General features: G+C 33.2%; 17 protein-coding genes and 2 pseudogenes. 13 read left to right on the top strand and 6 right to left on the bottom strand.

Features of this window, described 5'->3' with window-relative positions; translation table 11 throughout:
- The first annotated feature begins 156 nt into the window (after window positions 1-156).
- The 4 genes from AZF08_RS25225 to AZF08_RS25210 all read left to right on the top strand — a co-directional run bounded on the left by AZF08_RS25225 (window position 157) and on the right by AZF08_RS25210 (window position 4,493).
- Complete coding sequence (locus AZF08_RS25225; RefSeq protein WP_235190066.1) at window positions 157-1,140, top strand: aspartate-semialdehyde dehydrogenase; 984 nt, start codon at window positions 157-159, stop codon at window positions 1,138-1,140.
- Between the two features lie 220 nt (window positions 1,141-1,360).
- Complete coding sequence (locus AZF08_RS25220; RefSeq protein WP_033675486.1) at window positions 1,361-2,467, top strand: C45 family autoproteolytic acyltransferase/hydolase; 1,107 nt, start codon at window positions 1,361-1,363, stop codon at window positions 2,465-2,467.
- A gap of 195 nt (window positions 2,468-2,662) precedes the next feature.
- Window positions 2,663-4,177 (top strand): alpha/beta hydrolase family protein, encoded by a 1,515-nt coding sequence (locus AZF08_RS25215; protein ID WP_033675487.1) that lies wholly within the window; start codon window positions 2,663-2,665, stop codon window positions 4,175-4,177.
- A gap of 52 nt (window positions 4,178-4,229) precedes the next feature.
- Window positions 4,230-4,493 (top strand): hypothetical protein, encoded by a 264-nt coding sequence (locus tag AZF08_RS25210; RefSeq protein WP_033675488.1) that lies wholly within the window; start codon window positions 4,230-4,232, stop codon window positions 4,491-4,493.
- Window positions 4,494-4,663: 170 nt separating this feature from the next.
- Here the strand turns inward: AZF08_RS25210 and AZF08_RS25205 are convergent, their stop codons facing one another.
- Window positions 4,664-5,569 carry a LysR family transcriptional regulator gene (locus tag AZF08_RS25205; RefSeq protein ID WP_033675489.1) on the bottom strand — a complete coding sequence of 302 codons (906 nt, stop codon included), beginning with the start codon at window positions 5,567-5,569 and terminating at the stop codon, window positions 4,664-4,666.
- Between the two features lie 128 nt (window positions 5,570-5,697).
- On the opposite strand from AZF08_RS25205, the gene gabT reads away from it, so the two are divergent.
- The 6 genes from gabT (at window position 5,698) to AZF08_RS25175 (ending at window position 13,476) form a co-directional block, all read left to right on the top strand.
- Window positions 5,698-7,050 carry a 4-aminobutyrate--2-oxoglutarate transaminase gene (gene gabT, locus AZF08_RS25200; RefSeq protein ID WP_033675490.1) on the top strand — a complete coding sequence of 451 codons (1,353 nt, stop codon included), beginning with the start codon at window positions 5,698-5,700 and terminating at the stop codon, window positions 7,048-7,050.
- Window positions 7,050-7,739 (top strand): MOSC domain-containing protein, encoded by a 690-nt coding sequence (locus tag AZF08_RS25195; protein ID WP_033675491.1) that lies wholly within the window; start codon window positions 7,050-7,052, stop codon window positions 7,737-7,739. Before gabT ends, AZF08_RS25195 begins: the two co-directional genes overlap by 1 nt.
- Window positions 7,740-8,122: 383 nt before the next feature.
- A complete protein-coding gene (locus tag AZF08_RS25190; protein WP_033675492.1) occupies window positions 8,123-9,007 on the top strand; it encodes a GNAT family N-acetyltransferase in 885 nt (294 codons plus the stop codon).
- A 33-nt stretch (window positions 9,008-9,040) separates the two neighbouring features.
- Window positions 9,041-9,643: a DUF1349 domain-containing protein gene (locus AZF08_RS25185; protein ID WP_033675493.1), complete on the top strand. Its 603-nt coding sequence runs from the start codon at window positions 9,041-9,043 to the stop codon at window positions 9,641-9,643.
- 289 nt (window positions 9,644-9,932) lie between these two features.
- Window positions 9,933-11,687 carry an ABC transporter ATP-binding protein gene (locus AZF08_RS25180; protein ID WP_033675494.1) on the top strand — a complete coding sequence of 585 codons (1,755 nt, stop codon included), beginning with the start codon at window positions 9,933-9,935 and terminating at the stop codon, window positions 11,685-11,687.
- Window positions 11,680-13,476 (top strand): ABC transporter ATP-binding protein, encoded by a 1,797-nt coding sequence (locus tag AZF08_RS25175; protein ID WP_033675495.1) that lies wholly within the window; start codon window positions 11,680-11,682, stop codon window positions 13,474-13,476. Before AZF08_RS25180 ends, AZF08_RS25175 begins: the two co-directional genes overlap by 8 nt.
- 81 nt (window positions 13,477-13,557) lie before the next feature.
- On the opposite strand, the pseudogene AZF08_RS25170 reads toward AZF08_RS25175, so the two are convergent.
- Window positions 13,558-14,638: pseudogene (locus tag AZF08_RS25170) on the bottom strand (tyrosine-type recombinase/integrase).
- Window positions 14,639-14,806: 168 nt separating this feature from the next.
- Between AZF08_RS25170 and AZF08_RS25165 the strand changes: the two are divergent.
- Window positions 14,807-15,199 (top strand): annotated as a pseudogene (locus tag AZF08_RS25165) (dUTP diphosphatase); the annotation flags it as partial.
- A 491-nt stretch (window positions 15,200-15,690) separates the two neighbouring features.
- Here AZF08_RS25165 and AZF08_RS25160 read toward each other — a convergent pair.
- On the bottom strand, window positions 15,691-15,888 hold the full coding sequence (locus AZF08_RS25160; protein ID WP_033675497.1) for an exosporium leader peptide-containing protein: 198 nt from the start codon (window positions 15,886-15,888) through the stop codon (window positions 15,691-15,693).
- Window positions 15,889-16,036: 148 nt separating this feature from the next.
- Between AZF08_RS25160 and AZF08_RS25155 the strand changes: the two genes are divergently transcribed.
- The gene (locus AZF08_RS25155) at window positions 16,037-16,216 is read left to right on the top strand and encodes a hypothetical protein (protein ID WP_033675498.1); all 180 of its coding nucleotides are present in this window, start codon (window positions 16,037-16,039) and stop codon (window positions 16,214-16,216) included.
- Window positions 16,217-16,356: 140 nt separating this feature from the next.
- Here the strand turns inward: AZF08_RS25155 and AZF08_RS25150 are convergent, their stop codons facing one another.
- Window positions 16,357-16,704, bottom strand: coding sequence for an FtsB family cell division protein (locus AZF08_RS25150; RefSeq protein WP_033675499.1), 348 nt, complete (start codon window positions 16,702-16,704; stop codon window positions 16,357-16,359).
- A 1,417-nt stretch (window positions 16,705-18,121) separates the two neighbouring features.
- Between AZF08_RS25150 and AZF08_RS25145 the strand changes: the two genes are divergently transcribed.
- Entirely contained in the window at window positions 18,122-18,508 is a 387-nt protein-coding gene (locus tag AZF08_RS25145; protein ID WP_033675500.1) for a hypothetical protein, read from the top strand.
- A 148-nt stretch (window positions 18,509-18,656) separates the two neighbouring features.
- Here AZF08_RS25145 and AZF08_RS25140 read toward each other — a convergent pair whose 3' ends face one another.
- Both AZF08_RS25140 and AZF08_RS30275 read right to left on the bottom strand, forming a co-directional pair.
- Entirely contained in the window at window positions 18,657-19,100 is a 444-nt protein-coding gene (locus AZF08_RS25140; RefSeq protein ID WP_033675501.1) for a hypothetical protein, read from the bottom strand.
- 412 nt (window positions 19,101-19,512) lie between these two features.
- Window positions 19,513-20,850 carry a YncE family protein gene (locus tag AZF08_RS30275; protein ID WP_063177403.1) on the bottom strand — a complete coding sequence of 446 codons (1,338 nt, stop codon included), beginning with the start codon at window positions 20,848-20,850 and terminating at the stop codon, window positions 19,513-19,515.
- Window positions 20,851-21,336 lie beyond the last annotated feature (486 nt).

Here is a 21,336-nt window from a genome sequence, read left to right as displayed (position 1 = left end):
AATACTTCTTTTAAAATAAAATTAAGAAAGTAAAAGTTGTTTGTTATGCATGAAACATGGTTATCAAACTATTTAAGGGCATTGGAGGAGAATGTAATGAGCAAAAAGAAATACCATGTCGCTGTAGTAGGGGCCACAGGTGCAGTAGGATAAAAAATTATAGATTTGTTGGAGCAGGAAACCAATTTTGACATAATAGAAGTCACACTTCTTTCGTCAAAACGATCTGCTGGTAAGACAATATCATTTAAGGGACGAGAAATCATCATACAAGAAGCGAAACCAACAAGTTTTAAAGGTATTGATATTGCCTTTTTCAGCGCAGGCGGAGAAGTGTCAAGACAATTTGTAACCTACGCAGTTGACAGTGGTGCAATTGTTATTGATAATACGAGCGAATATCGGATGTCACCTAATGTTCCACTTGTCGTTCCGGAAGTGAATGCCCATACTCTAACTGACCATAAAGGCATCATTGCCGTCCCGAATTGTTCCGCTTTACAGATGGTAATTGCTCTCCAGCCAATTCGGAAATCATTTGGTTTAGAGCGAATTATTGTCTCTACGTACCAAGCAGTATCGGGATCAGGAATCCATGCCATCAATGAGTTGAAAGAACAATCAATGGCAATACTTGCGGGTAATGAGACAAAGTCCGCCATACTGCCTGCAAAGAAGGATAAAAAACACTATCCAATTGCATTTAATGTATTGCCTCAAGTAGATGTGTTTACTGATAATGATTACACGTTTGAAGAGGTAAAGATGATTCAAGAGACCAAGAAAATTTTAGAGGATCCGAATCTTAAGATGGCAGCGACTTGCGTTAGAGTTCCAGTTGTATCGGGGCATTCAGAATCTGTATATATTGAGTTGGAAAAATCTACAACTGTTGATGAAATAAGAGAAGTATTATCCAGTGCCCCAGGTGTTATCTTGCAAGATAATCCAAGTGAACAGATTTATCCAATGCCGTTATCTGCAGCAGGTAAAATAGACACGTTTGTTGGAAGAATTCGAAAAGATCCGGATCATCCAAAAGGATTCCACCTTTGGATTGTATCAGATAATTTGTTAAAAGGAGCAGCTTGGAATTCAGTTCAGATTGCGGAGACGATGGTGGAGAAAGGCATTATTTAATATTTAACCATAATAACTATGGGATCAATCGCTACATCATAATTAAGCTAAGAAGTTGTATCCTTATAATTAAAGACGCTATTCTTTTTGTAGAAATATATACGAAGAATAGCGTTTTCTATGAGTAGAAAGTAAGTCATATATAGCAAAAAACATCAAGGATAAAAAATATTCATTTGATACGATATACATAACCAGAATATACAAGGGGGTTATAAAGTTGTATCAAGTAAAGGGGCATTTTGCATCACTAAGTGGAAGTCATTATGAAATGGGGAGACAGCAAGGTGAATTTGTTAGAAATAATTTGTATCTTTTACCTTCATTTTTACAACAAGAAAAATTTATATCGGACGAGCATTGGAGAGAATCTAGAAATATATTAGAGCAATATTGTCCAGGGATTAATGAAGAAATTGAAGGGTTTTGTGATGTGTTAAAGATAGTTCCTAGACAAATCATGTATTATTATCAAACTTATTTAAAAGCGGGATGTAGTCATTGTGCAATATTACCTCAGAAAACAGATTCAAAACATACATATGTATTAAGAAATTATGACTTATCACCACAAATTGATGATATGCGTTTTTGTTCGACTCATGTGACAGGTTCCTATTATCATAGCGGATTTTCCACTCAGTTTTTTGGGAGAACTGAAGGTATAAATGAACATGGATTATCTGTTACTTTTTCTGCATGTGGTCAACCCGTTGGAAATATTGAGGGGTTAAAGAAGCCGATGGTAAATGGTTTACAGTGTTTTGCTGTAATTCGTGTTTTATTAGAAAAATGTAAGAATGTAAAGGAAGCGAGTTTATTAATAGAAGAAATGCCAATTGCGGCTAATATAAATGTAATTATATCTGATTGTTTTGAGGCAGCAAGGATTGAAATATTTGATGGTCATAAATATGTAACAAGAATAGAAGAAGATAACCAAGCTTTTATCGTATCAACTAATCATGCAGTTAGTTCCACAATTAAGAAGTTAAATAGTAGGAAATTAGAACACTCGGCTAAGAGATTTCATATGTTACATGATTACCTGGTTCAAAATGAATATATAAGTATGGACTCATTAAAAAATTTAGTAGAGCGTGAATATCCTGCTGGCTTAACAGTTCATAACTATCAAGAATGGTTTGGGACATTGCACTCATTATTGTTTGATTTACATGAACGAACAATTGATGTTTGTTTTGGATCACCACTCTTAAATAAATGGTACTCATTGAAAGTGGGGGAAGAGCTTCCGTTTTCTGAAGTAGATGTGAATTTTGTAAATCAAACATACGCTGATTTTTGGAGAGTAGAAAATAATTAAAGTAATAAAAAGAGAGTTATCTATAAAAGATAACTCTTTTTTATTTTGGATAAAAGTATAGCAAATAAAGAAGAATAGGTTCTAAATTAAAGGGATTTAAACAATTTTTAAACAAAATGATTCTGCAGTTTAAACTTCAACGATTATGATGAAAATTGTGGGGAAGTAATTTTATAGATAACAAGGGGGAAACAAATGAGATTACTTGAAGCATTATTGATTATATGTTCGATTCTTTTGTTATATATTTCTTTTTCGAAAAGAGTAACACAAAAAAATAGAATTTTTTTGTGTGTGATTAGTAGCCTTATATTAATTTTGCAATTGTTATATGAAGGATATCGATGGCAGTTGTTTTTTGTTTATATGATTTCAATTGTATTGATTCTTCTTATTATGTTTTGTAAATCCAAAAGATTTCTTGGAATAAAAATATGGAAACAGTTCATTTATATTTTGTATTGTATCGCTTTTGTTTTCATTCTCTTCTCTGTTTGCGCTGCAATATACCTTCCAGTTTTCACATTACCAAAACCTGATGGCTTATATCCGGTAGGGACACAAACATTTCATTTAGTAGATAATGCTAGAGATGAAGTTTTGACAGAAAATATACAGGATAAAAGAGAGTTAATGATGCAAGTTTGGTATCCTGCACAAAACATGAAAGATAAAAAACGTAAATTACTTTTTCCAGAAGATAAAGGGATATTTAACAAGTACATGCAATCATTTTCTGGAAAATTAAGTGTTCCTAAGTTTACATTAGATTACTGGAAGTATATAAAAAGTAATTCTTATGAAGAAACAGAGAGTTTGTCTGTCAGAAATCCTTATCCCGTAGTATTAATTAGTCACGGTCTTGGTACAAGTAACAGGTTACACTACGCTCAAGCTGAAAATCTTGCAAGTCATGGTTTTGTCGTTGTAGCTATAGATCATACCTATAGTACAGCTGCAACAGCATTTCCAGACGGTAAGGTGACTGGTTTTAGGACAGCACTTAATTTGGATAACTTCTATGAGGATGGTAGTAAACTTGGGAAGATATGGACAGAAGATATTGGATTCGTTATAAATCAATTAGAAAAGATGAATTCAGGAATCATTCAAAGTAAGTTTAAAGGGAATATAGATATGAATAATATTGGAGTAATGGGTCATTCGTTTGGTGGGGCAACCGCACTAAATGCTATGTATGTAAATGAGAAAGTAAAGGCAGGGATAAATATGGATGGGTCACTTTATGAGTTAGAACTGAAGCAAAGTTTAAAAAAGCCCTTTATGCTTATGGAAACTGAAGATTTTATGTTAAACCGGGAGAAGATCGAAGGTAAGATTCATTCTGATGGTGAAATAAAACCAAAGCAATTATCAGAAGATAAGTTCAATATGATAAGACAGCAAAAAGAAAAGGAGTATCAACGAATAGATCAGGTTCTTGCTGATGGGGGGATCATGATTTCTATAAAAGGAACGGCGCATTATAATTTCACTGACTTACAATTGTTTTCTGATCTTATTAAACTAACAAAGATGACTGGAGAAATAGATGGCCAAAGAGGTATGTATATTGTAAATCAATATGTACTAGACTTCTTTAATAAACATTTAAAAGGAACAGAAGGACAACTGATCTCGGGACCGAATGCAAATTTTCCTGAGGTTAAGTTCTTGAATAATGAAAAAGTCACTCTAAAAAAGGAATAAGGTGGTAATATAAAATGTATACGTGAATGGAATTGTATAGGAGGGAGATTTGTTGTTACCTTTCATATTATCAATTGTTCTTATTATTTCTCTTTTGGTTTCAATGTATTTGGTTTATAAAAAAAGAAAAAATGCAGGACTAACAGGAGTAAAAAGTGCATTAACTTCTATTTGTTGCTTTCTTATTGCAATTTTAAACTTACTTGCATATTGGCTTAACTTTGTAGGGATAGTCACTTGGCTAACGTCAATGATTTTATTGTTAGTGGGTGCGTATTGTACAAAGTATATTCCAATATCTAAGAAAGTTCATTAATAGTAGAGAAAATTTTTCATAAAAAGGCTGTTCTAAAAAATTGTCATTCAACGATTTTTTAGAGCGGCCTTCTTCTATTTAAGTGATGTTTTTGTAAGTTTCATTCATAACAAAAGTGAATAATAGAAAATATAAAAACAGAGAGTGTGGTAAACATACTCTCTTTATTTTTATATTTTTAAAAAAGAACCTACAATGCTTTTTAATTGCTCAATAAACTCACGTGTAGCAGCACACATATATTTATCTTTTCTATAAATAATTCCAATTTCTATCGTGGGAGTAGGATTTTTGATTTTAATAGCTTGAATAGAGTTACTCTGTAGAAAGTCTATATATGGTTTAGGTAAAACTGTAATTCCCATGCCTTTTGATACCATATGAATTAATGATTCCATTGTACTTATTTCTAAAATTGGTTTCGGTGTAAAGTTAAAGTTCTGGCAATGTAAAGTAATAAGCTGTGTTAAAAAGAAATTTTTCGGTAGGAGGATGACAGGATATTTTTGTAATACTTCCATCGTCACAGTAGTGTGTTGTGTTAATTCGTGACCAGTTGGTACTACTAAAGTAAGTTCACTTTGATAAAGTGGAATAGATATGATTTCTTTATCTTGAACAGGAAGAAACGTAATGCCAATATCTAGTTCGTTTTGTAATAATTTTTCACGGATTTCTCCCGTACGAAGACCTAACACAGAAAGTTCAATATTGGGATATAACGCATTAAAATTCAAAATGGCTGGTGGTAATAAGTAGTTTATGACCGTCAATAAAGCACCAACGGTTAAATTTCCTTGCTGTAGTCCGTTTAACTCTTGAATTGCAGTACGCGCTTGTTCTATTTCGTGAAAGACTTTTTTACTGTGTGAAAACAAAATTCTCCCTGCCTCTGTTAAAGAGATTTTTTTGCCAATTCGATCAAAAAGAGGCATGCCAAATTCATGCTCAAGCGCACGAATTTGTTGACTAAGTGAAGGCTGTGAAATATTTAATTTTTCGGCTGCTTTTGTAAAATGCAGTTCTTTCGAAACAGCTAAAAAATATTCTAATTGTCTTAATTCCATCAAAATCACCTCTAATGATAGGTTTTACCTATCATTATCATATAAATAATTGAATTGAACAATGATTATCTTGAAATTATACTCACATTAGTAGAAAAGTAATGTAATCATTGTAAAAAAATAGACGAGGTGATGAAATGATACAAGGATTAAAATCTAGCGCATTACCAGGTAATTATTCTCAAGAACTTTATAAACGATATCAACAAGCTGTGCCAACAGGGGTATACAATTTAACTCCTTTGTACGTACAAGCGGCAAAAGGATCCATTATTACAGATGTAGATGGAAATGATTTTATTGATTTTGCGGGTGGAATTGGTATGCAAAATGTTGGACATTGTCATCCGAAAGTTGTAAAAGCTATACAAGAACAAGTGGAATTGTTTATTCATCCATGTTTCCATGTAACGCCATATGAAAGTTATCTTGCTTTAGCAGAGAAAATAAATGAAAAAGCTCCTGGAACAAGCAAAAAGAAAACGATGTTTGCTAATAGTGGTGCAGAGGCAATTGAAAATGCTGTGAAAATAGCACGTAAAGTAACAGGGCGAAGTAAGGTTGTATCTTTTGAACGTGGTTTTCATGGAAGAACGCTAATGACAATGTCTTTATCAACAAAGGAAAATCCATATAAAGCAGGATTTGGTCCTTTTGTTTCAGATATGTATATATTACCTTACCCGTATTATTATCGAGCTGAAGAAGGAATGTCTCCTGACGAAGTCGATTATCAAGTTATTAGTCAATTCGAAAATTTTTTAGAACAAGTATCACCTGAGAAAGTGGCGGCAATTGTGATGGAACCAGTACAAGGTGAAGGTGGATTTATTACTCCGTCAGTTACATTTGTGAAACGTCTTCGGAAAATTTGTGATCGATATGGCATTTTAATGATAATGGATGAAGTGCAAACCGGATTTGGGCGAACTGGAAAGTGGTTTGCAACAGAGCATTTTCAAATTGAACCTGACATTATGACACTATCAAAATCTATTGCAGCAGGTCTTCCATTAAGTGCTATTGTCGGACGGGCGGAACTGATGGATTCGCCTGGAAAAGGACAAATTGGAGGTACTTTTGCAGGAAGTCCACTGTCATGTGTAGCAGGACTTGCTGTATTTGAAATAATGGAAGAAGAGAGTTTAATTGAACGAGCACAGCAAATTGGGGAGAGGGTGAAGGAGCACCTGCTTCAAATGCAGCTGAAATATGAAGTGATTGGTGATGTTCGTGGAATTGGTGCAATGGTGGCGATGGAGCTAGTGACAAATCGTGTAACGAAAGAACCAGCAAAAGAATTAACAACGCAGTTAATTGAGGAGTTTTGGAAGAATGGACTTATAAGTATTGGGGCAGGCATATATGATAATGTTCTTCGATTCTTACCACCACTTGTAATTTCGAATGAGGAAATTGATAAGGGATTTGAGATAATAAATCAAGCTTTTGAAGTACTTTGTCAAAATAGTGAAAGGAGTGGTGAGTGATGTCAAAATTATATAAATTGATGTCTCTTAATTTAGGCATGCCAAAAGAAGTGTCATATGGAGGGAAAATAATACAAACCGGTATGAATAAATCACGGGTAAGTGAGCCTGTCTTTTTATCATCATTAAAATTTAATGGAGATGGGCAAGCTGATTTAGTTCATCATGGCGGAATAGATAAAGCTGTTTGTGTTTATTCCTATAACCATTATCCATATTGGGAAAAGGAATTAAATCGAAAACTTCTATATGGTGCTTTTGGCGAAAATATGACCGTACAAGACATGCTTGAAGAGGATGTTTGTATAGGGGATATATTTCAAATTGGCGAAGCGATGGTACAAGTAAGCCAACCAAGACAACCTTGTTTTAAATTAGCCAAAAAGTATGATATACCGCAATTACCACTGTACTTCCAAAATACAGGTTATACGGGATTTTATTTTCGCGTCCTAAAAGAGGGGTGGGTATCACCAACAGATGCTCTTATACAGCTTGAGCCTGATTGTAAAGGTATCTCAATCGCTTTTGCAAACCACATGATGCATAAAGAAAAACGTAATTTTGAGGGAGTACGAAGAATTTTAGAAGTAGAGGCTCTTTCAGCAAGTTGGAGAAAAACATTTGAAAAACGTTTGAAAGGAGAAGAAGTAAGTACGAAGGAGCGATTAGAAGGAATTAGTGAGTAATGGAGGGATATTTGATTCTTAAAGCTTTGATGAAGAATCTTTTTTAGGTCTTAATAGAATAATTATGGGAGAAAATGTGTCCTTAAAATGGCTGAACAGCTGACAGAGGGACACATTTTTTATAATTATTTTTCTTAGTGTAGCTCATGATGAAGATGACAGTATAGATATTGATTATGGAGGAATCAACTAAAAAACTGAAAGTATTGAAATCGTAACATTCTTTTATTCTGATTTTCATGGAGCAATCGAAACATAAAATAAATTAAACTCTTTTGGTAAATTATGTGATACTATATTGATTTGAAAGGATTATTATTACATATATATACAATAAAATACAATACAATTAAACTAATGGAATGAATTTATGGAGGGGCAACATGGAGAATGTTACTATTTCTGAAAATTTGTTTGTGCAAGAACCAAAAAAGGAGCAGTTATTTCAATTGTTTGAAGAAGTGTTTGATATTTCTGTGCAAACAATGCAAAATTTTGATGCGAGGGGATTTTGGGATCAAACATATAAACCTGTGGCATATATGCAAGGAGAACAGGTAATTGCGAATGTATCTAGTTTTTCACTTCCACTCTTTGTAAATGGAGAATTTGTAAATGCGGCAGGTATCCAATCTGTAATGACACATCCTGATTATCGTGGAAAAGGATTGATGAAACAACTTTTTTGTGAGATGTTACAAAAAATAGATGAACATTATGAATGTGCTATGTTATTCACAGAAAAACCAGAATTATATGAGGCGTTTGGATTTCAAGTTGTAAAAGAACATCTGATGACATTATCGTATGATAAAACGAAACATAAAACTTTATCACTTCAAAAATTAAATTTTTCTGATGAAGAGGATTTACAATTAATAAAGGAGAAACTGGAAAATAGTCAACCGCTTTCCAATATGTTTTCGACATTAAACTACCAATCTTCTTTTTATTTTAATATGTATGATACGAAGTGGAATGAAAAACTATACTATTCAAAGAAATTGGACGCACTTTTTGTATATGAAGTAAAAGATCAAACACTAAAGTTATTTGGTGTGTTTGCATCTGTTTTTCCAATTTTAGATGAAATATGTGCTGAAATCCCTGAAGTATTTACAGAGATTGAGTTTTATTTTTATCCTGATGAGTTAGGAATTGAAAAGTTAGCATACAAAGAATTTCAGTCTGATAAGTATTTAATGGTTCGGAGCAGTAATAAGATTCATTTCAATGGGTATAAATTTCCGATTTTGACTGAATTTTAATGTGTAATGTAAAAAGATTTTTATGGAGGAGCTATGAAAACATCTTACGTACCAACTCATATAGAACAACTTACAATAATGAATGAACCAAAATATCATGAGAGAAAAGATGATTCACTTATTGTTCATTCAAAAGAAGAAACAGATTTTTGGTTAAAAACACATTACGGATTTGAAGTGATGAATGGTCATGTGTTTTATGAAGAGGTTTCTGCAGACTTTCAAGCTGAAGTTTCATTACGTATGAACCCGAAAGCAACATACGATCAAGCGGGACTTTTTGTAATGATATCTAAGGAGTGCTGGTTGAAAACATCACTTGAATATATTCCTGAGGGGCCCTCACATTTAGGGGCTGTTGTGACGAATAGTGGATACTCTGATTGGTCGACGCAAGATTTTCAAAATGAATTGGTGAATCAAAATCTTTCATTTCGCATCATTCGAAAGAACGGAGATTATTCAATCTATGTGAAGACGGAACAACAAAATCAGGAGTGGGAACAGATTCGCATCGCTCATCTTATGGAAGATCAGGGGAATAATCCTATAAGGGTAGGATTCTATACTTGTAGTCCATCAAAAAATGGTGGTTTTGAAACAGAATTTTTAAATTTTACGATTCAATATATATAATTGAAGTAGACCGCATTCTAGTATAAAAGAATGCGGTTTTATTTATGGCTGGAAAGGTAAAGGTGTAGAGTTAAGTAATATATAAATCCTAATGATAGCAGATTCCTCTTACATAAAAGTAGGGCACATTGATTGACGAATACAAAATTAATATTTATCATTTAATCATGTTAAATATTAATCTATAGAATATAATAGTAATAGTGATGAAAATGTACTTATAGATGAATAAAAAGGAGTGAGTATTTGAATTATAAAATGACAATTTCATAAGAAAAGGAGACTATGTATGAAATCATTTCGCAAATTGTTACAGCATTTAAAACCATACACGTTCTTCGCTGTTATTGGACCACTGTTTATGGTACTTGAGGTTGCGATGGACTTAATTCAACCAACTATTATGCAACATATTATTGATGTTGGCATTGCAAACCAAGATTTTAATTATGTCATCAAAATGGGACTTCTCATGATAGGAGCGGCAGCGCTTGGATTAGTTGGTGGTCTTGGATGTATGATGTATTCTACGAAAGCTGCGGTTAATTTTGCCACGGATATAAGAAAAGAGGTTTTTACGAAAATCGAGACGTTTTCTAGTAAAAATCGTGATTCATTTGGAACAGGAAAATTGTTGACAATCGTAACAAATGATATTACATCCATTCAGGCAGCTATGACGATGACATTACGTGTTCTTGTTCGAGGGCCTTTATTATTTATAGGGAGTATTATTATTGTCTTTGTAACGGCGAGAGATTTATTTCCTATATTACTTGTAGTTGTACCTATTTTATTAGTTGCGATTGTTTTAATTGCAGGTCAAGCAAGTGGGTCATTTAAAAAGGTGCAAGAAGCACTGGATAAAGTAAATACAAAGCTACAAGAAAATTTATCTGGTGTTCGTGTTGTAAAAGCATATGTAAGACAAAATCATGAAATCTCACAGTTTGAGAAGGTAAATAAGAATTTAACAGGGATTAATATTCGTGCAGTGCAGATCATTTCATTAATGATGCCCATTATTATGCTCGTTGTAAATGGCGGTATTGTAGCTACATTATGGATTGGTGGTGTGAAAGTCTTTAACGGTACACTACAAGTAGGGGCGATTTTAGCATTTATTAACTACTTAAATATTATTTTAATGTCACTCATGTCTATCAGTATGGTATTTATTCAAATCGCTCGTGCTTTTCCGTCCGCTGATCGTGTACAACAAGTGTTAGAGACGAAAGTCGATATTACAAATGAAGAGGATATGTATGAACCGGAAAAAGTAAACGGCAATGTTGAGTTTAAACATGTCAGCTACAGTTATAGCAAAAATGATGAATATGTCTTGAAAGATATTTCATTTACCGTACGTAAAGGTGAAAAAATAGGGATTATTGGATCCACAGGAAGTGGTAAGTCTACATTGGTTAAACTACTTCCACGTCTGTATGATGTGGATAAAGGTGAAGTTTTTATTGATGGCGTCAATGTCAAAGCATATGATTTACAAATGCTGCGTTCTTCAATCGGTTTTGTGTCACAAAAGGCATTGTTATTCTCAGGAAGTATTGAAGAAAATGTGCGATATGGAAAAGAAGAAGCTACATATAGTGAATTAGAAACGGCTTCTGCAGCTGCTTGTGCAACAGAATTTATTAATAAGCTTGAAGATGCATATCAGCACAATTTAACGCAAGGTGCAACGAATCTTTCTGGCGGTCAAAAACAGCGCCTTTCAATCGCAAGAGCACTTGTACGAAAACCTTCTATTCTTGTGTTAGACGATTCTACATCAGCAGTTGATGCGAAATCAGAAGCAATTATACAAGAAGCGTTGAGCGATGAGTATGCAGGAACAACGACATTTTTAATTGCATCAAAAATATCATCTATCATCGATGCTGATCAGATCCTCGTTTTAGATAATGGTGAGTTAGTTGGAAATGATACGCACGAAAATCTGTTACAAAAATGTGAAGTATATCAGGAAATTTATCTTTCCCAAGGTGGCAATTTGCATCAAGAAGGAGGGGAAGAGCATGCGTAATTTCCAAGGGCAATTCGGAAATAAAAACGGACGTAACAATCCAAAGTCAGGCAAACCCAAAAATACAAAAGGAACAGTAATGCGGGTATGGAACTATATGGGATATCAAAAAGCAGCCCTTATCTTCGTTATTGTTCTCGTATTTGTTACGACATTACTTGGTTTACTAGGTCCATATTATATGGGAGTTATTATCGATGAATATATCGTACCAAGAGATTTAAATGGTACAGCGCGAATGTGTATGCTACTCATTGGAATTTATGGTGTGACTGTATTATTAACATGGCTACAAACATTCGTAATGATAAACGTTGCACTGAAAACGATACAAAAAATACGACAAGATATTTTCGAGAAGATCCAAACACTTTCTCTTCGTTTTTTTGATGTACGTTCACAAGGGGACTTAATGAGTCGTGTTACAAATGATATCGATAGCTTAAACCAAGCGCTAACACAAAGTGTTGTCCAAATTATTTCGTCTGCTTTAACATTTGTAGGCGTAACAATTGCGATGTTTTCACTAGATTGGATTTTAGCAATCGTGACATTAATTACAGTCCCAATTATGTTTTTCGTTACAAAAAAATTGGTTGCCTATAGTGGTAAAAACTTTGCAAAACGTCAAAAGGATTTAGGTGAATTGAATGGTTTTATTGAAGAAGCCATTACAGGATCAGATGTTATTACGTTATATGGAAAAGAAAAAGAAACTGTCAATAAGTTTCATGTAATTAATGAACAGCTTAGATCTTCTGCTACAAAAGCTGACACTTTTTCAGCATTTATCTTCCCGAGCATGAACTTTATTAATAACTTAGGAATGGGACTTGTTATCGGAGCAGGAGCAATTATGGTTTTAAACGGTATGACAACAGTTGGTGTCATCGCAGCATTTATTAACTATTCTCGCCAATTTTCAAGACCGCTAAGTCAGTTTGCAACGCTTATGAATACAATTCAAGCTGCAGTTGCTGGAGGAGAGCGAGTCTTTGAAATTATGGACGAAGTACCAGAAATTCAAAATAAAAAAGATGCCATCGTTGTTAAGAACCTAAAAGGCAATGTTGCTTTTGAGCATGTATCATTTGGATATGAGAAAGAAAAAGAAATTTTAAAAGATGTAAGCTTGCATGCCAATCCAGGAGAAACGATCGCACTTGTTGGACCAACTGGTTCAGGAAAAACAACAATCATTAATTTATTAACACGTTTTTATGATATTCAAAAGGGACAAATTCAAATTGATGGTAGAGATATAAAAGATTACGATATTAGCTCTTTGCGAAGTAAAATAGGCGTCGTCTTACAAGATACATATCTTTTTGCCGGGACGATTATGGATAATATCCGTTATGGACGACTAGATGCAAGTGATGATGAAGTTATTGCGGCAGCGAAAGCGGCATCTGCACATTCTTTTATTAAGCATTTACCAAATCGATATGAAACCGAGATTGCTTCGGAAGGATCGAATTTGAGTCAGGGGCAAAAGCAATTACTTGCAATTGCAAGAGCAATTTTAGCAGATGCAGATATTTTAATTCTTGATGAAGCGACATCTAATATTGATACAAGAACAGAATTACAAATCCAAGCAGGATTAAACAACTTGATGAAAGGACGCACAAGTTTTGTAATTGCCCATCGATTAAAGACAATTGAAAAAGCAGACCAAATTCTTGTTATTGAAGATGGAGAGATTATTGAGAGAGGGAACCATGAATCTCTTATGGAGAATCAAGGATTCTATCATGGATTGTATACAAGTCAGTTTAAGATTTAATTAAAAACATTGATGTAATGCGGTTTCTGCTGATAGAAGAAACCGCGTTTTTTGCGATTGCAAACATTTTGCAAACATTCGTTATCCAAACAGATTTTCAGAGAACATTTTTATTGCTGCTTCCTGCATACCAGGCAATACATGCGAATAGCGATTTAAAGTAATGTATATATCTTTGTGTCCTAGCCGCTCACTTACCACTTTTGGATGTACTCCTTGTTTTAAGAGTAGAATTGCATGAGTATGGCGTAGATCATGAAATCGAATGTCTTTGATCCCAGACTTCTTTATATAAGTTTTAAAAGTATCATGAAAGCCACCACGACAAATTATATTTCCTATCTTTGTACAAACAATTAAATTATGGTCTATATACGATGGACCAAGCCTTATCTTTTCGATATTAATTTTTGATTTGTGTTTTTGTAATGCTTCTATAGTTCTTTCATCTATTGATATCAAACGTCTAGAACTTGAAGTTTTTGTATCTAACACCAATTGGTTATCGGGACTTAAAGTTTGATTAATGGATATTGTTTTGCTTTTCAAGTCAACATCTTGCCATCTTAATCCTAATATTTCTCCTAATCTCATTCCAGTAGTGATTGCTAATATATACGCGATATGATATCGTGATTTTTGAGTTATATTCAAGAAATGTTTTATGTCATCCTCATCGCACACTTGGAATGAGGTTTTTTCTTTTTTAGGTATTTCAACCAATGTAGTCGGATTAATGTTAATCAATTTCAATTTTACAGCTTGATTTAATGATATGGTCAAAATTCTGTGTATATAATGCGCCATATTAGGGTGAGTAGTTTCACTAATCTTTTTATAGAAATGTTGAATTTGCAATGCATTTAACTTTACGAGTTTAATTTCACCCAAGTTAGGTGTTAAATGCTTGGTTATTACAGAGTGATAGCCTTTATAAGTGCTACTTTTAACATTTATTTTTTTGTTTCAACCCATTCGTTTAAAAAGGATTTAACTGTGATTTTTGATGGTTCAACAAAAGTACCCTCATTCAACTCAGTAATCTTTTTCGCAACATCCGCTTGCGCTTCTTTTTTTGTCTTCTTTTTCCTGTCTCTGAATCAGCACCGATGTCGATGATAATACACCACTTTGTTCCTCTTTTTCGAATATGCCCTTTCACTTTAAACACTCCTTCATCTCATTTTGAATCATGTTGTGTAAGTCTAGTTGTAATTTTGCTGTTATGAAAATTACATTTTGGGACATATCAGCGATGGATTTATTTTACTATATATAAACAGCATAGGTTATAGGATAAGTTTGTCATTCCTTGTTAAAAACAGTAAATGGAGAACTTGCAAATGAAACAAGATGTTTCAAAAATTGGAGCAATAAAGGACCTAGTGAAAAAGAGGTCATTTTAATGGAATATGTTGACGGATTGCATTTTATAGCATCATTAGGAAATGGAATTCAATTTAATCCTAATGAGTATAACTTAAAATTACTAAATCATAATGCGGATGTTTTTACATCAAGTACGTTAGTTAGTCAGTTTAATAATGTATATGAAATGGTTTCGGAATTTCGTGCAAATCCAAAAGATATAGAGTGCTATAAAGAATTACTATATTCTTTCCTAGGTTTAGGTAAGAAATTAGGATTTACATTTGATGAAATCGAACAAGCGTATATCAAAAAGAATGAAGTAAATCACCAACGTCAGGATAACGGATATTAAGATCAAATTTGAATTTTGTTAAGAAATATTAAATGTGTATCTAGAAATAAAAAAATCCCTCTAAAAGATTTAGAGAGACTTTACATTAATAGAATCTTTATTAACAAAATTTTTTTACGTATTAATTAGTGTTGCAATTATTGCTCGATCTCTTAGTGAGCTAAAATCTAGTAGGTTAAAAGGAGGCCCTACAAGATCAATTCGTAGAGAATAAGTGTATGTGCCTGGTAATGGGGAATCTAACCAAAACAAAGATGGATTTAGAGATAAAACTCCCGCTTCACCATCAGAAGTTTGAGAATTAACCCCTTGTTCTATATCTACAATAGTAACTATGTCCCTAAATATTCTTAGACGAAAACGAGCTGTATAGGTGACATCTAGATCTGCTTGGAGGGAAAGACCAAAAGCAAATGCTTCTAATTTTACGACTTGCCCTGATGCTACAGTTATTGGAGGCAGTACTAAAGTTGTGGTGGCTGGGATGGGACTTAGGGAGTTCCTTTCACTGGCAAAAAAACATTAACTATTCCCTGAGAACCAGTTGACCCAGTTGGTCCAGTCGGTCCAGTTGACCCTGATGGAAAAGCGAATGGTGGAATAGATGGTAATGTGGGACCGATTAAACTTGGATTTAATGCAGCGCTATATAAAATTTCAGATGAATTCAATTCATCTTTTTCAGACATATTTTCATCTCCAGAAATTTCTAATCGTACTTATTAAATGCACAATATGAATGGAATATGAACAAATTTTTGTTGATAAGAAAGAAGAGGACTATAAAACGCAAACTAAACAAAAGCGTTATTTTAATACAAATTGGGGGAATGAGAAATGAACAAGCACATTCAATTTTTAAAGGAACTGCAGCAGGAATTGCTAACACAGGAAAATGATTATCACTATACTTCAAAAGCTCACACCTATGCTATGATGGCTTGGAGACCACCGAAAGTGGAACGATTGTTAAATATATTAGAAACATTTGATTGGGATGCAATTAGTACAAAATAGTTATTTGATAGATTGCTGATAAATAAAAAGACGATTATCATTATATCGCCTTTGGGGGAATGCCGAGCACTTTTAGATTGAAGCTGATTTTACTTGTAGGATATGTAATTTTCGTAAGGTCGTTCATATATCATAAAAATTTATTCAGTTATTTGAAATATAGTTTCATCTGGCTTAGAAAATCCATATAGTTTCCTTGCGAATTTTAAAATACCTTCTTCACTTCCTGTTAAAGTTTTAATATCGTACTCAAGATCATGCCCAATTTTCTTTAAAGAAGATAATCTTTGTTTTTCCTTATTAAGTATGATTTGTTTTTCTTTAATCATTTTTTGTTGCTGATAAATGGAATATTGAGTAGAAAAAATTAGAGGTAACATAAAAGCTAAAGCTAATAAAAGACGACGTCTGAGTTTTTTATTCTTACCCTTATTTTGATATGTATTGGGATTCAATTGTTGTGATGAAAATTTAGGGGTGTTTACCATTAAAGTGCCTCCGATATTGATTGTAGAATTTCAATTGTGTAAAAGTATTATAACTGTCAATAGAAAAATTTGAAACCATATTAGTAGAAATGAGTTTGTGAAGTTTTTGAACAAAAACGCTATTTTGCACAACAAAGCAGCTAGCTCAATTAGCTAACTGCTCGTTGTACAAAAGAAACCCGCGCTTACAAGCAATGATTTGTAACGGACAGTTACAACTATAGTATAAACGGGATTGGAAATATTATGCGGAATGAAAGGGAACTTAATAAAAACTTCATTTGAGTAGAAAGTAGAGAAAGAGGAAAAATAAATATTTAATTGAGAATAGGACAAGCGAAATTGCTTGCCCTATCAAAAGTAAAATAATTTAGGAGGACTCTCAAGTGTCCAAATGACTCATATTGGTAAGCTGGCTCGTAGATAGTATGTGTAAAAAAAATATAGCTATACAAAAAATAGCAGACAACTTTTTAGTTATCTGCTAATTAGGATCTTATGTAACGGAGGGGAATCCGTTAGAAAGAATATAAATATTAATACATGTAGCTCTTTAAAAGTATGCACAAGTTTGATACTTAGTATACAAAAATTGTTAATGGTTTGGCAGATAACGTTTTTAGTTATCTGCCGGTGGGTTGAACGAGTTGGTCAATTAGATAAATTGCCTTCTCATTACAAGAAGAGTGAAACCGCTAGTTTAAACGGTTTATGGCTAGTATGTGTAGTTTTCCTAAAAATATGTAAAGGAAGACAAAGTATTTATTTGATAAAGAAAAAAGAGCACCTTCAAATAGTGCTCTTGTTAAGATGTATCCTAATAGGTAACTTCATGATAGTATATTTATTTTTTATTCAAAGGTGAAAATTAAATAAAAAACAGGAGAACAGTTGTATAAGCTGTTCTCCAAAGGAGCGGGAGCGTCGAAGTTAAATAACATCTCAAATGACAATCAATCAAGCATCCCGTAAATAGTATGTACTTGTGATGAAAACTTATACAACAAAGCAGTTAGCGTAAGCTAACTGCCTTGTCTTAGGGAGAATTCAAGAAAATCAGAGATTCATTATGGATTGTAGTATAGCTGTTTCACCAGCTTATCTATATTATGGATAATATTTGGGGAATTATTCATGAAGTGAAGGCTAGTTAACAAAAATTTCATTTTGTACAAAACAAAACCCTAGTTTCCTAGGGTAATGGGTATAACAGCTCGATTTATTCGAGCCTCTATATTATAAAGTGTAACTGTAATAGTTACTAGTGGTAAATGTAACCAAAAAAGAGCAGCTAGCAAAAGCTAACCGCTCATCTCCAAGGGGGAACAAGGAGAAAGAAATTCAAATGAGTTTTGGCTGGTTGGCCTATCTACAGTATTGACGAAATATTGAGTTTTATTCAGGGAGGAAGAGGGAAATGGGAAAATATGAACTTAAAATTATTGATCATAAATTGGTTATCGATTTAAACAAAATGACAGATGATTACATGGAGTCATTAGCGTATGACGGTATGCCAAGTAAATATGATACTGGCGAGCTAGCTTGTACAGAGCCAATTGGAAGTATAGAGCTTTCAGAACATCAAGTGAATAAAATTATGGCAGAGTATGAAAATGGCAGTGAATGTGATTGGTGTGGTGGTATCAGTAAGGAATTACGAGGACCACACTTATTAGATTTCGTTCCTAGTAAAAAGATGTGCCGCAGTTGTTGGGATATGGATCGTAAGAATTACTTAGGTGCTATTGGTGAAGATATTGGACCATTCGACGCAAACAAAAGAGCAGATAGCAAAAGCTAACTGCTCGTCTTCAAGGAAATTAAAAAAAGATACAATTATGGAAATAGTGAGTAACTATATCAAAAAAGAAAATTGTACGTTTAGAGGAATAATTAGTTCTAACTTATTCGAGCTCCTTCAAAATGTATTGGACCTGAAATAACTCCTTCTATTGGTATAGATTCAGCAAATACCCCAAAAAGAGAAAATTGGCATCTCCAGGTGTAAAAATTGTCTTATGACTATCAGTAGCTTGTAAGATTTGCACACCTTTTTTCCATAAAGCAGAAATGACTTGTGTTACGTTTCCTGGTGGTACCCAAAAAAATTCAGCTGCTCCTTCTATGGTTACCTTAATACACCCTGGATGGATTTCAGGAATATAGTCTAACTGTTCGATAATTGTAATTACCTTGGCTAATTTTTCATTTTCTATAGAAAATAAGACTTCCTCTACAGATATGTTTACAAAATCAACTTGAATCTCTTCTTTAACTATCTGATCAAATATCTGAATTGGGAACATAGTATCTATTTCTTTTTTATTTACCTTTATTTTACTTATAGGTGAACTACAAAAAATATTTATTTTAAATATTTCACTTATAATCATAATCTCCCATCTTTAAAACCATTCATTTTTTTTACCTCTATACTCTTTATATTTTTCAGAACATTACTTCTCATTTTAAATCAAAAGAACAGCCCAACAAATCCAAAAATTCTTTTCCAATCTCTAAAAATAAGACTGTCCTATATGTAAGTGCAACTGAGGTCTCACCATCCTCCTATTAATCTAAGATAAATTTATACTTATAATTCACAGAAAATGCTATTCTTTTTGTATTATGATAGAGCGTGTTTTATACGTCTTAAAAATATTCGTTGTGTCTCTGCTATACTCATGTTTCTAACACTTGAGACGATAGCACCGTAAAAAAACCGCCCTTGTAGGCGGATTTTTTAGTTTAATGCAGGTTCATACTAATGAAGAACTCTTTAGAATTTCCTACATTCCAATGTGTTTATTTGATTGCAATTCCAAATGGTTGAGAAAATCCTAATATAGAACCAGTGATTACTCCAGCATTTAAATCAACAATAGACACAGTGCTATTTTGAAAATTTGTCACATAAGCAGTGGAATCATCTGAAGTAATTGCAATTGCAGTTGGGAAAGAAAAACCTGATATAGAACCAATAATCTCCTTTGTATTTAAATCGAGAATGAATACTTTACCAAGAGTTGAAGCTGCAACATAAGCAATCGAATCATCTGAAGTAATTGCAATGCCATTCATAATTGCTTCAGGAAAACCTGAAATGATGTCAGAAATGGTATTCGTATTTAAATCTAAAATAGTTATAAAAGTACCATCATGTAATGAATACTGTGGTATATAAGCTTTAGAGTTATCTGAAGTAACTGCTATTGAGCTTGGAAATTCATATACATTAATATTAGCAGTAATGGTATTTGTATTTAAATCAACAATGGATATAGTATCAGCATTGGGCACATAAGCAGTGGTGTCATCTGAGCTAAGTGCTATTCCTTCCGTTATAAAAAAACCAGAAATAGTATCAATAATGGCATTAGTAGTTAAGTCGAGAATGACTATTCTATTATTAGATGAGTCTGCAATGTAAGCTTTAGATTTATCTGAGGAAATTGCTATTTCGTTCGGATCATTAAATCCGCTCACAGAATCTATAATGGCATTCGTATTTAGATCAAAGATTTTAACAGTATTATCGCCGTTATTTGAAATATAAAGAAGTGATTCAGTTGGTCCGGTTGGTCCGGTTGGTCCGGTTGGTCCGGTTGGTCCGGTTGGTCCGGTTGGTCCGGTTGGTCCAGTTGGTCCAGTTGGTCCGGTTGGTCCGGTTGGTCCTAGTTCGCAAGCAAGGCAAATCAAATATTGAGTAATAATCCCTTGGAATTGTTGTAATAAATTTTGTAAGTTATATTTGTTTCTGCTGCTAACTAAAGGTTGATTTATAATTTTTATTAATACCAGCTCAAGTACTTGCAATGCTTTTATGGTTGCACAACAAGAAAAATGATTTGATTGTAATTGATTTTTCAAAGAACTCAAAGCGGCTTGTAGGTCTGATTTTAAACTAAAACTGATAGGAGCAAGGATACTCCATGCTAATAATGCATTCAGTGCATTTTTCAGCATTGTAATAGTTTGTTCGGATAGTGTACAGAAACAATCTATTGGTAAAACGGATATAAGATTTTCTAATAAATTACCTAAATTATTTTGCTTATGTGGAGATACTTCAGTACATTGTAAATTTTTCAGGCGAATTAAAAGACTTTTTAGATATTCTTGTATTGAGCTTTTTGCTTCCAAATATATTCCTCCTCTAAAAGAATAAGTGATGATAGGGAATCTATAAAATAGTATTCATTAAACAATATATGAAGAATATAATAATATAGTTCATTATAGTGATAAAATAGGCAATTTGTTTAGGAGGCGGGGCATGCATAGAATATTAAAGTTTTACACTTTTAAAATAAAGTCGTAATGTTTGTAAAAGCGGTCCGAAATATTGAAGAAAGTTGCGACACTTCTAAAAAAGATATCTTTTTCTGCCCCTTCAAATAAAGAATTCTAAGTGAATTGTGATTAAATTTTCTTATAAAAAGCTCATACAACCGAGGGTAAGACGAGATATATCTAATCCTGTATTTCCAAATTTCTCATATTCCATTTGAGTAATTCTTACTTCCGAATTTTGTTAAATTAGCATAATTTATCGATTAAAAATTGCCCTGAAATATGCCCAACTATTAAGGGATAAAATTAAACCCTCTTAATAGTTACAGAGTAGAC

This window comes from Bacillus gaemokensis (genome assembly GCF_001590835.1).
GTDB lineage: Bacteria > Bacillota > Bacilli > Bacillales > Bacillaceae_G > Bacillus_A > Bacillus_A gaemokensis.
Note: the sequence above shows the minus strand (reverse complement) of the source record. Positions and strands in the feature narration are given on the sequence as shown.

Bases quoted from the DNA above. Each gene is read 5' to 3' on its own strand.
- AZF08_RS25195 (WP_033675491.1), top strand. From the start codon at position 7,050: ATGTCAAAATTATATAAATTGATGTCTCTTAATTTAGGCATGCCAAAA.
- gabT (WP_033675490.1), top strand. From the start codon at position 5,698: ATGATACAAGGATTAAAATCTAGCGCATTACCAGGTAATTATTCTCAA.
- AZF08_RS25190 (WP_033675492.1), top strand. From the start codon at position 8,123: ATGGAGAATGTTACTATTTCTGAAAATTTGTTTGTGCAAGAACCAAAA.
- AZF08_RS25215 (WP_033675487.1), top strand. From the start codon at position 2,663: ATGAGATTACTTGAAGCATTATTGATTATATGTTCGATTCTTTTGTTA.
- AZF08_RS25155 (WP_033675498.1), top strand. From the start codon at position 16,037: ATGAACAAGCACATTCAATTTTTAAAGGAACTGCAGCAGGAATTGCTA.
- AZF08_RS25160 (WP_033675497.1), bottom strand. From the start codon at position 15,888: ATGTCTGAAAAAGATGAATTGAATTCATCTGAAATTTTATATAGCGCT.
- AZF08_RS25150 (WP_033675499.1), bottom strand. From the start codon at position 16,704: ATGGTAAACACCCCTAAATTTTCATCACAACAATTGAATCCCAATACA.
- AZF08_RS25185 (WP_033675493.1), top strand. From the start codon at position 9,041: ATGAAAACATCTTACGTACCAACTCATATAGAACAACTTACAATAATG.
- AZF08_RS25180 (WP_033675494.1), top strand. From the start codon at position 9,933: ATGAAATCATTTCGCAAATTGTTACAGCATTTAAAACCATACACGTTC.
- AZF08_RS25140 (WP_033675501.1), bottom strand. From the start codon at position 19,100: ATGATTATAAGTGAAATATTTAAAATAAATATTTTTTGTAGTTCACCT.
- AZF08_RS25145 (WP_033675500.1), top strand. From the start codon at position 18,122: ATGGGAAAATATGAACTTAAAATTATTGATCATAAATTGGTTATCGAT.
- AZF08_RS25175 (WP_033675495.1), top strand. From the start codon at position 11,680: ATGCGTAATTTCCAAGGGCAATTCGGAAATAAAAACGGACGTAACAAT.